Genomic DNA, 10,612 nt, shown 5'->3' on the forward strand with positions numbered 1-10,612 from the left:
GCCTTTCGTGGTGTAGCGCGTGTCACCTGTGGTGCGGTGTCACGGGGTGCGGTGTCACTGGGTGCGGTTCTCGCCCCGGTAGTACTCGAAGACCCAGCCGAAGAGGCCGATCAGGAGCAGGGGTGCGGAGAAGTACAGGAGCCACCAGCCGAAGACGACGCCCATGAAGGCGAAGGCTCCGCCGACCGCCAGCGAGAGCGGCTGCCAGCTGTGCGGGGAGAAGAACCCCAGCTCGCCCGCCTCGTCGGCGACGTCGGCTTCCTTGTTGTCCTGGGCCATCGCGTCGACCCGGTTGGCCGTGAAGGCCAGGTAGAAGCCGATCATGATGGAGAGCCCGAAGGCCAGGAAGAGTGCCGTGGTGCCGACCGGCTCCTTCGACCACAGGCCGTAGACGGCGGCCATGCCGAGGATGAAGACGCTCAGCCAGATGAACATCTGTCCCTGGATCTTCACTTGCCTGCCTCCTTGCCGCCGGCGAGGGCCTTGTCCGACTCGGAGAGGTGATCGAGCTGTTCGAGCGCCGTGATCTCCGGGTGGTGCAGATCGAACGCCGGGGATTCGGAACGGATCCGCGGCAGCGTGAGGAAGTTGTGCCGCGGCGGCGGGCAGGAGGTCGCCCACTCCAGCGAACGGCCGTAACCCCACGGGTCGTCGACCTCGATCTTCTTGCCGTACTTGGCGGTCTTCCAGACGTTGTAGAAGAACGGCAGCATCGACAGTCCGAGCAGGAACGAGGAGATCGTCGAGATCGTGTTCAGCGCGGTGAAGCCGTCGGCGTCGAGATAGTCCGCGTAGCGACGCGGCATGCCCTCGGCACCGAGCCAGTGCTGCACCAGGAACGTGCCGTGGAAGCCCACGAACAGCGTCCAGAACGTGATCTTGCCGAGCCGCTCGTCCAGCATCTTGCCGGTGAACTTCGGCCACCAGAAGTGGAATCCGGAGAACATCGCGAAGACCACGGTGCCGAAGATGACGTAGTGGAAGTGCGCGACGACGAAGTACGAGTCCGAGACGTGGAAGTCCATCGGGGGCGAGGCGAGGATGACGCCGGTCAGACCACCGAAGGTGAAGGTGATCAGGAAGCCGACGGCCCAGAGCATCGGTGTCTCGAAGGACAACGACCCCTTCCACATCGTGCCGATCCAGTTGAAGAACTTCACACCCGTTGGCACGGCGATGAGGAACGTCATGAACGAGAAGAACGGCAACAGCACACCGCCCGTGACGTACATGTGGTGCGCCCACACCGTCACGGAAAGGCCGGCGATGGCGATCGTCGCGGAGATCAGACCGATGTAGCCGAACATCGGCTTGCGGCTGAACACCGGGATGACCTCGGAAATGATTCCGAAGAATGGCAACGCGATGATGTACACCTCTGGATGGCCGAAGAACCAGAAGAGGTGTTGCCAGAGCAATGCGCCGCCGTTGGCGGAGTCGAAGATATGCGCACCGAATTTACGGTCCGCCTCCAGCGCGAAGAGCGCGGCGGCCAGCACCGGGAAGGCCAGCAGGACCAGGACACCGGTCAGCAGGACGTTCCAGGTGAAGATCGGCATGCGGAACATCGTCATGCCGGGGGCGCGCATGCAGATGATCGTGGTGATGAAGTTGACCGAGCCGAGGATCGTGCCGAAGCCGGAGAAGGCCAGACCCATGATCCACATGTCGGCGCCGACGCCCGGCGAACGGACCGCGTCCGAGAGCGGGGAGTAGGCGAACCAGCCGAAGTCGGCCGCACCCTGCGGGGTGAGGAAGCCGGCCACCGCGATGAGCGAGCCGAAGAGGTACAGCCAGTACGCGAACATGTTCAGCCGCGGGAACGCCACGTCGGGCGCGCCGATCTGGAGCGGCATGATCCAGTTCGCGAATCCGGCGAACAGCGGCGTCGCGAACATCAGCAGCATGATCGTGCCATGCATGGTGAACGCCTGGTTGAACTGCTCGTTCGACATGATCTGCGTGCCGGGACGGGCCAGCTCGGCGCGCATGAAGAGCGCCATGAGTCCGCCGATGCAGAAGAACGCGAACGACGTGACCAGGTAGAGCGTACCGATCGTCTTGTGGTCGGTGGTGGTCAGCCACTTCACGACGATGTTTCCCGGCTGCTTGCGCCGCACGGGCAGCTCGTCCTCGTACGAGTCGTCTGCCGGAGCGGCACCCTGGGGTTCGTTGAGGATGCTCACAGTTGGTTCTTCTCCGCATTCCTGGCCGGGTCGGTCTGCGCGATGCCTGCCGGCACGTAGCCCGTCTGACCCTTCTCAGCCAGCTCCTTGAGGTGCTGCTGGTAACGCTCCGGGGAGACGACCTTGACGTTGAAGAGCATCCGGGAGTGGTCGGCGCCACAGAGCTCGGCGCACTTGCCCATGAAGGTGCCCTCCCGGTTGGGAGTGACCTCGAACGCGTTGGTGTGGCCCGGGATGACGTCCTGCTTCATGAGGAACGGCACCACCCAGAAGGAGTGGATGACGTCACGCGAAGTGAGGACGAAGCGGACCTTCTCACCCTTCGGCAGCCACAGGGTCGGACCCGGGTTGCCGTTCTGCGGATTGCGGGTCCCGGGGATGCCCACGTCGTAGACGCCGCCGGCGCCCTCGGGGAAGTCCTCGCGGAACCGGTCGGGGATGGCGTCGAGTTCCTTGGGGATCTCGGGGCCCGCCGCGGGCTGGCCATCCACCTTCTCGATGTAGTTGAAGCCCCAGCTCCACTGGAAGCCGACCACGTTGATGGTGTGGGCGGGCTTTTCGGAGAGCTCGAGGAGCTTCGACTCATCTCGCGCGGTGAAGTAGAAGAGCACCGAGACGATGATGAGGGGAACCACTGTGTACAACGCCTCGATGGGCATGTTGTACCTGGTCTGCGGAGGTACCTCCACCTTGGTCCGGCTACGCCGGTGGAAGAAGACGCTCCAGAGGATCAGCCCCCAGACAAGGACACCCGTGACGAGCGCTGCCGCCCACGAGCCTTGCCAGAGGGAGAGGATCCGAGGGGCCTCTTCCGTTACCGGGGTGGGCATACCGAGGCGGGGGAAATCCTCCCAGTTGTATGAACAACCGGAGGCCGTCGCCAGGACCAGGCCCGCAGTCAGCACCTGCGGCAGCTTCCGCCGCATCGGGCGCCGCGACGAGCGGTCGGAGCCGTTGGGACTCACGTAGCGCCTTCCCGAGAGTCTCGCCCGCACGGTCGGCGCGCCCGTATGTCTCTGGTCGGTCGCCGGCCCTGACGCGGGCAGGGGTTTGGATGTTTATGCGGACCAAACCCTACTGGACGCTATTTGGGGTCGCGCGGGGAGGGTGCCCAACGCGCCGCCCGACACCCCCATGGGGTGGAATCCGGGCCTCCGGCCCCCAACTGACGGCCACTCGCCCGTCCGGGAGGCGCGGCCCCCGGCGAGGCGGGGCCGGGTGCGGGCTAGCGTGGCCCGGTGCCCTACTTCGATGCCGCCTCCGCCGCCCCCCTGCACCCCGTCGCACGCCAGGCGCTGCTTGCCGCGCTCGACGAGGGCTGGGCCGATCCCGCCCGCCTGTACCGGGAGGGACGGCGGGCCCGGCTGCTCCTGGACGCGGCCCGGGAGGCCGCCGCGGAGGCTGTCGGATGCCGCCCCGACGAGCTGGTCTTCACCTCGTCCGGGACGACGGCGGTGCACACGGGAATTGCCGGGGCTCTTTCGGGGCGTCGGCGTGTCGGCCGCCATCTGGCCCTCTCGGCGGTCGAACATTCGTCGGTGCTCCATTCGGCGGCGGCCCACGAGGCGGCGGGCGGCTCGATCACCGAGGTCCCGGTGGACCGCTTCGGGGCGGTGGATCCGACGGCGTACGCCGGAGCGCTGCGGGCGGACACCGCGCTGGCCTGCCTCCAGTCGGCCAACCACGAGGTGGGCACCGAGCAGCCGGTGGCCGAGGTCGCCGCGCTCTGCGCGGACGCCGGGGTGCCGCTGCTGGTGGACGCGGCCCAGTCGCTCGGCTGGGGCCCGGTCCCGGCCGGCTGGTCGCTGCTGACGGCGAGCGCGCACAAGTGGGGCGGTCCGGCCGGAGTCGGGCTGCTCGCGGTCCGCAAGGGGGTGCGGTTCGCACCCCAAGGCCCGGCCGGGGAGCGGGAGTCGGGGCGGGCGGCGGGGTTCGAGAACCTGCCGGCGATCGTGGCGGCGGCTGCCTCGCTGCGCGCGGTACGGGACGGGGCTGCGGCGGAGTCGGTGCGGCTGCGGGCCCTGGTGGACCGGATCCGGGCGGTCGTGGCCGAGCGGGTGCCCGATGTCGAGGTGGTGGGCGATCCGGAGCGGCGGCTGCCGCATCTGGTCACCTTCTCCTGTCTCTATGTCGACGGAGAGACCCTGTTGCATGAGCTGGACCGGAGGGAATTCTCCGTATCGTCCGGTTCGTCCTGCACGAGCAGCACCCTGATTCCGAGCCATGTGCTCAAGGCGATGGGGGTGCTCTCGGAGGGGAACGTCCGGGTGTCGCTGCCGCCGGGCACGGCCGGGGCGGACGTGGACCGCTTCCTGGAGATCCTCCCGGGCCTGGTCGCCGACGTACGGAGGCGGCTCGGCGCCCCGGTGTCCGCAGCCCCCTCCCCCGCCCCCACCGCGTCCCTGGTGGTCGACGCGCTGGGCCGTCGCTGCCCGATCCCGGTGATCGAACTCGCAAAGGTGATCGGGGAGGTAGCGGTGGGCGCCACGGTGACGGTGCTCGCCGACGACGAGGCGGCGCGCCTGGACATCCCGGCCTGGTGCGAGATGCGGGGCCAGGAGTACGTGGGCGAGGAGCCGGCGGACCGCGGTTCGGCCTATGTGGTCCGCCGGCTGAGCTGATCAGGCCAGATGCTGTTGGACGTCGGCGGCGGCCTCGTGGCCGTACGCCTTGGTGAAGCGGTCCATGAAGTGGGTGCGGCGCAGGGTGTACTCCTGGGTGCCGACCGTCTCGATGACCAGGGTGGCCAGCATGCAGCCGACCTGGGCGGCGCGCTCCAGGCCGACGCCCCAGGCGAGGCCGGAGAGGAAACCGGCCCGGAAGGCGTCGCCGACGCCGGTGGGGTCGGCCTTGGTCTCCTCCTCGGGGCAGCCGACCTCGATGACCGGCTCGCCGACCCGCTCGATCCGGACACCGCGGGCGCCGAGGGTGGTGACACGGTGGCCGACCTTGGCGAGGATCTCCTCGTCGCTCCAGCCGGTCTTGGACTCGATGAGCCCCTTCTCGTACTCGTTGGAGAAGAGGTAGGTGGCGCCGTCGAGGAGGATGCGGATCTCTTCGCCGTCCATCCGCGCGATCTGCTGCGAGAAGTCCGCGGCGAAGGGGATGTTCCGGGAGCGGCACTCCTCGGTGTGGCGGAGCATCGCCTCGGGGTCGTCGGCGCCGATGGAGACGAGGTCGAGGCCGCCCACGCGGTCGGCGACGCTCTTCAGCTCGATGAGGCGGGCCTCGCTCATCGCGCCCGTGTAGAAGGAGCCGATCTGGTTGTGGTCGGCGTCGGTGGTGCAGACGAAACGGGCGGTGTGCAGTACCTCGGAGATACGGACCGAACCGGTCTCCACGCCGTGCCGGTCGAGCCAGGCGCGGTACGCGTCGAAGTCCGACCCGGCGGCGCCGACCAGGATCGGGCGGGTGCCGAGCAGGCCCATCCCGAAGCAGATGTTGGCGGCGACACCGCCCCGGCGCACATCGAGGTTGTCGACCAGGAAGGAGAGGGAGACCGTGTGCAGCTGATCCGCGACCAGCTGGTCGGCGAAGCGGCCGGGGAAGGTCATGAGGTGGTCGGTGGCGATCGAGCCGGTGACTGCAATACGCACGGGGAGGCTACTCCTGCGGAAGGCGAAGGGCAGTGAGTGCGCCCTCCGGGACGACGTGACAGTTCACGCTACCGGGTGAGCCGACGGGCAGGAAAGGGGAAAACTACCCGATAGTAGGTCTTTCTACCTGAGCTGGACCGTGGTTACGGTGCGGATATGTCGAAGCACACCGCATTGCCCGAGTCGGAATTGAGCCTGGCCGCACTGCGCGGTGACTGCGCGCGGATGGCGCCGCACTGGTCGGCGCCCGCGAAGAGCGCACCGGTCCCGGTGGAGCCGTCCCTGATCAACGGGGTGACGGTCCCGCCCTCGTCGGCGCGGCTGATCGACGCGATGTCCGAGTACGGCGACTGAGGACCGGCCCGGCCGGGCCGGACGACACCGTGTTTCGGCCCTTTCCTTGCAGGTTCCGGCGGGAACCGTACGGTTCCCGCGTCCGGACCGCCGCCGGATGCGGGAACCGTACGCTCCTGCGTTCCGTCCCACCGGTGTCCCCGTCCGGGGACACGCGGTAGGCGCCGCGACGGCGACACAGTCGAAGGAGCGATCCGGTGAGCACCGAGCGACCCGACAACGACGTGACCGGCCCCCGGCGGCGGCGTCCGCCGCTCGCGGTGGCCTCGGTGGCCGCGGCCGTGCTGCTGGCCGGGGGTGGCGGGGCGTACTGGGCCTCGACCGCTTCGGGCGGCGACGGCGCGGCGGACAGCGGTACGGCGGCGAAGGAGTCGGCCCCCCTGCTGGCCCTGGACAGCGCGGCGGACGGCCCGGCCGGCACGTCCCGGGACTCCACGTCCCCGGACGCCCCTCCCCCGGGCATCGCACCCGGCGAGCCGGATCCGGGCGGCCCGCCCGTGATCTACCGGGCGGCGGGCGAACTCCCGGACGGCCCGGACGAGGCGGCGGTCCACCACGCGAGGGGCACGGTGGCGTCGGCCGACGTCGCCCGGCTGGCGGGTGCGCTGGGCATCCCGGGCACGCCGCGCACCGAGGGCACCTCCTGGGTGGTCGGCGACGACGACGGTCCCGGCGCGCTCCTGAAGGTGACGAAGCAGGCCCCCGGCACCTGGACGTTCGCCCGCACCACCCCGTCCGAGCCGTGCGAGCCGGGGCAGATGTGCGCGAACAGGTCCTCGGAGCCGGGCGGCTCCCCGGTGAGCGAGAAGGCGGCGAAGGCGGCCGCGGTCCCGGTGCTGAAGGCGGCCGGCCAGGACGACGCGGCGCTCGACGCGGGCCAGCTGATGGGCGACGTCCGCGTGGTGAACGCCGATCCGAAGATCGACGGGCTCCCGACGTACGGCTGGTCGACCGGTGTCCAGGTGGGCCCGGACGGCGAGGTGACCGGCGGCAGCGGGCACCTGAAGGCGCTGGAGAAGGGCGCCACCTACCCGGCGGTCGGCGCGGACGAGGCGCTGAAGCAGCTGAACGCGGCGAGCAGGGGCAAGGGGGACGGGGGCCGGGACATCGGCGGCTGCGCCACTCCCGTACCGCTGGAGGGTGAGCCGAAGCCGTCGGATCTCCAGTGCGTGCCGTCGAACGGCAAGCGGGCCCCGGTGACGAAGACGGTCCAGGACGCGGTGTTCGGTCTCGCGCTGAACTACGTGGACGGCCGGCAGACGCTGGTGCCGTCCTGGCTGTTCACGGTCCGCCAGGCCCCGGGCGGCCCGGAGCACATCGTCACGCAGGTCGCCGTGGCCCCGGAGTACATCGAGAAGCCGGATGCGCCGACGACGCCCTCCGGGGACCGGAAGGTGACCTCGTACAGCGCGGACGGGCAGACTCTTGAGGTGACGTTCTGGGGCGGCGTGTGCAGTACGTACACGGCGAGCGCGGAGGAGAGCGCGGGCCAGGTGCGGATCTCCATCACGGAGAAGCCGCAGGAGAGCAAGAAGGTCTGCATCATGATCGCCAAGGAGCTGACCCGGACGGTGACGCTGGAGAAGCCGCTGGGCGACCGCACGGTGATCGACGCGGCGTCGGGCGGGGCGGTGCCGCGCGGCTGACGGCGTGCGCGGGGACGGACCTGCACCGACGACGTGCACGGGGACGGACATACGGCGGCGGCCCCGGGAGTGGATCCCGGGGCCGCCGCCGTATGCCGTGTGTTCCCGCTCCAGCGCTCAGCTGAAGGAGTCGCCGCAGGCGCAGGAGCCGGTGGCGTTCGGGTTGTCGATCGTGAAGCCCTGCTTCTCGATGGTGTCGACGAAGTCGATGGAGGCGCCGCCCAGGTACGGGGCGCTCATCCGGTCGGTGACGACCTTCACACCGTCGAAGTCCTTCACGACGTCACCGTCGAGCGAACGCTCGTCGAAGAAGAGCTGGTAGCGCAGGCCCGAGCAACCGCCGGGCTGAACGGCGACGCGCAGCGCCAGATCCTCGCGGCCCTCCTGCTCCAGCAGGCCCTTGACCTTGGCGGCGGCGGCGTCGGACAGGAGGATGCCGTCGCTCACGGTGGTGGTCTCGTCCGATACGGACATCTGCTTCTCTCCCGGGTTGTACGGACTGCTTGCCGACGGTTCAACCGTCTCAGCCGCGGATTCATTCCGGGCCAAGCGCTTGTCTGTTCCTTTTCATGCTCGCACACCGGGCTTCCGGGATCCGCCTGCCCGTGAACAGCAGGTACTACGGAAGCGCGGTAGTCCGGGCTTCGCGAGCAGCGCTGCTCGCGCGGCCCGGTGAGCAGTCCCGACGCACCCGACCGGACATCACGACTCTCTGCAACCGGGCGCGGACAGTGTGGTCAGCGTACAGTCGCTGCCGGCCTCCACCCACTGCTCGTGAATCCGGCGGCGAGAGGGCGGGAGGATGACGACGCGGGCGTTCTCCGCGTGACCGACGCTCACCTCGGCGAATGAGGCGTTCCTGCGGAAGTTCCCGCGTCCCCGGACGGCTTTCGGTGCTGCGGTGCAGTTGCCCACACCGCTACCGCCCCTCCTCGCAGCTCGCGCCTACAGCACGGTTGGCTCTGCGCAGCCTGGCGAGGGCCGCGACAAGTTCCTCTGCCTCACGTTCGTCGAGTGCCGGGCCGAGGCGCAGCCGCAGTTCCTCGTCGAAGACCGCCAGCGCCGTCTCCAGGATCTGCCGCCCGGCCGGAGTCAGCTCAACGATCGAGGAGCGCCGGTCGTCCGGGTTGGCACGGCGGGTGCAGTATCCCGACTTCTCGACGCGGTCGACGACCTTGCTGGCGCCGCCGACGGTGATGGCGAACTCCCCGGCCATGTCCTGCACCCTGCACCCTCCGCTGCGGTCGAGCAGCCGGAGGATGTCGAACCAGGTCATCGGGAGATCGCAAGCGGCGCGCAGGGCCGCATCGACCCCGTTCCACAGCTCGGTCTCCAGACGGATCACGCCGTCGAACACCATCTTCAGGTCAGCCACGATCTGTCCCCCGCCGCATGTCAGTTGCCCCAGAAGGCGTCCTCGGCGGCCGGGTCGCCGGAGAACAGCCACACCTCGACGATGCTGCCGTCCTTGATGCGCAGCAGGTCGACACCGTCCATCGCCATCGACCCCTGGTCGTGGCGGCCGGCGAAGTGGATGGTGGCGGCGACCAGGTCGCCGTTGCCCATCAGCGTACGGACCTCGTCGATGGCGAACGAACCCTGGCTGGCCTCCATCATCCCGCCGAGCATCTGGAACACGGCGTCACGCCCCTCACGGACGCCGGAGAACTGGTTGGCACCCGGCTGGTGCCAGACGACGTCGTCGTGGAGGAGCTTGCCCACCGTCTCCAGGTCGCCGCTCCGGATGGCCCGGAAGTACGAGCGGGCGATGTCGAGGTTCGTCTCGGTCATGGTGATGCTCCTCTGTAGGGCGCGTGCCACCCGAACGGTCATAACGGGCGGACCTTGACTGGCGCACCCTCAGAGAACCATATACATTCCATGGAAGCAACTTCCGTGTACGTGCACTTTCGGCAGGGACACGCAGCCGGAAGGAGGCTGGACCCGTCGGCGCTCCCGCCCCGGACGGATCAAGACGGTTCGGGAGTCGCCGCTGCCGGCTCAGGCGTTCAGGAATGCCTCAAGGCTGGCGGTCAGGGCCACAGGTGTCTCGTACATGGGGTAGTGGCCGCTGTTGGCGATCTCCTCCAGTTCGGCGTTCGGATAGTGGCTGAGCCACGTGGCGCGCATCGCGTCGGCCGTCAGGGCGAGATCGTGCTCGCCGACGATGACCTTGACCGGGATGGGGTTGCCGGTGATCCGTTCCGTGAGGTCGGCGGTGACCCAGTCCTTCACGTAGCCGCCGAACGCCTCTCGGGTCGACGACTCCAGCGAGCGGTCCACCATCAGGTCGACCCACACCCGGGGGGCGCGTCGGCCGGTGACCAGGTCCACGATGGACCGTCTCTTGTCGCGGTCCTGCGCGGCACCGTAGAACAGCGCTTCTCCCCCGGCGTCCAGCGGATAGGCACCGGCGGGAACGGGCGCCAGGCCGACCAGCTTGCGTACTCGGTGCGGGGCCTGGGCCAGCACCTGCTGGGCCGCCTTGCCACCCATCGAGTGGCCGATGAGAGAGAAGCTCTCCCAGCCGAGCTCGTCGGCCAGGGCGAGGGCGTCCTCGGCGATCTCGGCGAGCGTGTACGCACCGCGCACGGCTTTGCGATCGCCGTAGCCGCGGTAGTCGAGGAAGGCGTAGGTGAAGGTGCCACCGTCCAGGTAGTCCAGGAAGGGCCCCCAGCCGGCGCTGGTGCCGAACCAGTCGTGGAGCACCAGAACTCTGTGGTCGCCGGAACCGATCAGGCGGCTCTACCTTCTTGAGCGGGTTGATCGAGCCATTCGTAGGGTTGGGTCGCCCAGGGGTGCTGGGTGTGGCTATCAGGCGGCTGCCGTC

At 69.1% G+C, this 10,612-nt stretch carries 11 protein-coding genes; 3 read left to right on the plus strand and 8 right to left on the minus strand.

The window, feature by feature from the left end; translation table 11 throughout:
• Positions 1 to 54: 54 nt before the first annotated feature.
• The 3 genes from ACGF2Y_RS28050 to coxB are packed head-to-tail and all read right to left on the minus strand — an operon-like array spanning position 55 to position 3,151.
• On the minus strand, positions 55 to 453 hold the full coding sequence (locus ACGF2Y_RS28050; protein ID WP_392952943.1) for a cytochrome c oxidase subunit 4: 399 nt from the start codon (positions 451 to 453) through the stop codon (positions 55 to 57).
• Positions 450 to 2,186 carry a cytochrome c oxidase subunit I gene (ctaD, locus tag ACGF2Y_RS28055; protein ID WP_392952945.1) on the minus strand — a complete coding sequence of 579 codons (1,737 nt, stop codon included), beginning with the start codon at positions 2,184 to 2,186 and terminating at the stop codon, positions 450 to 452. The genes ACGF2Y_RS28050 and ctaD overlap by 4 nt, the downstream gene beginning before the upstream one ends.
• Complete coding sequence (gene coxB / locus ACGF2Y_RS28060) at positions 2,183 to 3,151, minus strand: cytochrome c oxidase subunit II (protein ID WP_007451221.1); 969 nt, start codon at positions 3,149 to 3,151, stop codon at positions 2,183 to 2,185. The genes ctaD and coxB overlap by 4 nt, the downstream gene beginning before the upstream one ends.
• A gap of 273 nt (positions 3,152 to 3,424) precedes the next feature.
• Between coxB and ACGF2Y_RS28065 the strand changes: the two genes are divergently transcribed.
• Positions 3,425 to 4,807 (plus strand): cysteine desulfurase/sulfurtransferase TusA family protein, encoded by a 1,383-nt coding sequence (locus tag ACGF2Y_RS28065; protein ID WP_392952948.1) that lies wholly within the window; start codon positions 3,425 to 3,427, stop codon positions 4,805 to 4,807.
• Here ACGF2Y_RS28065 and ACGF2Y_RS28070 read toward each other — a convergent pair whose 3' ends face one another.
• Positions 4,808 to 5,782, minus strand: coding sequence for a carbohydrate kinase family protein (locus ACGF2Y_RS28070; protein WP_392952950.1), 975 nt, complete (start codon positions 5,780 to 5,782; stop codon positions 4,808 to 4,810). It lies immediately after the preceding gene.
• A 156-nt stretch (positions 5,783 to 5,938) separates the two neighbouring features.
• On the opposite strand from ACGF2Y_RS28070, the gene ACGF2Y_RS28075 reads away from it, so the two are divergent.
• Together ACGF2Y_RS28075 and ACGF2Y_RS28080 are read left to right on the plus strand one after the other, a co-directional pair.
• Positions 5,939 to 6,136 (plus strand): hypothetical protein, encoded by a 198-nt coding sequence (locus ACGF2Y_RS28075; RefSeq protein ID WP_392952952.1) that lies wholly within the window; start codon positions 5,939 to 5,941, stop codon positions 6,134 to 6,136.
• A 197-nt stretch (positions 6,137 to 6,333) separates the two neighbouring features.
• Entirely contained in the window at positions 6,334 to 7,782 is a 1,449-nt protein-coding gene (locus tag ACGF2Y_RS28080; protein WP_392952954.1) for a hypothetical protein, read from the plus strand.
• 117 nt (positions 7,783 to 7,899) lie between these two features.
• On the opposite strand, the gene ACGF2Y_RS28085 is transcribed toward ACGF2Y_RS28080, so the two are convergent.
• From ACGF2Y_RS28085 to ACGF2Y_RS28100, 4 genes are all read right to left on the minus strand, one after another.
• On the minus strand, positions 7,900 to 8,256 hold the full coding sequence (locus ACGF2Y_RS28085) for an iron-sulfur cluster assembly accessory protein (protein ID WP_003969624.1): 357 nt from the start codon (positions 8,254 to 8,256) through the stop codon (positions 7,900 to 7,902).
• Between the two features lie 445 nt (positions 8,257 to 8,701).
• A complete protein-coding gene (locus ACGF2Y_RS28090; protein ID WP_392952957.1) occupies positions 8,702 to 9,157 on the minus strand; it encodes a MarR family winged helix-turn-helix transcriptional regulator in 456 nt (151 codons plus the stop codon).
• A gap of 20 nt (positions 9,158 to 9,177) precedes the next feature.
• Positions 9,178 to 9,573, minus strand: a complete 396-nt coding sequence (locus tag ACGF2Y_RS28095; protein ID WP_392952960.1) for a nuclear transport factor 2 family protein — start codon at positions 9,571 to 9,573, stop codon at positions 9,178 to 9,180.
• A 210-nt stretch (positions 9,574 to 9,783) separates the two neighbouring features.
• A complete protein-coding gene (locus tag ACGF2Y_RS28100) occupies positions 9,784 to 10,491 on the minus strand; it encodes an alpha/beta fold hydrolase (RefSeq protein WP_392952962.1) in 708 nt (235 codons plus the stop codon).
• Positions 10,492 to 10,612: the final 121 nt, after the last annotated feature.

Origin of the sequence: Streptomyces sp. NPDC048142 (assembly GCF_043202835.1) — a bacterium.
Classification (GTDB): Bacteria; Actinomycetota; Actinomycetes; order Streptomycetales; family Streptomycetaceae; genus Streptomyces.

Coding starts and splice junctions, on each gene's coding strand:
- ACGF2Y_RS28075 (WP_392952952.1), top strand. CDS start 5,939: ATGTCGAAGCACACCGCATTGCCCGAGTCGGAATTGAGCCTGGCCGCA.
- ACGF2Y_RS28085 (WP_003969624.1), bottom strand. CDS start 8,256: ATGTCCGTATCGGACGAGACCACCACCGTGAGCGACGGCATCCTCCTG.
- ACGF2Y_RS28095 (WP_392952960.1), bottom strand. CDS start 9,573: ATGACCGAGACGAACCTCGACATCGCCCGCTCGTACTTCCGGGCCATC.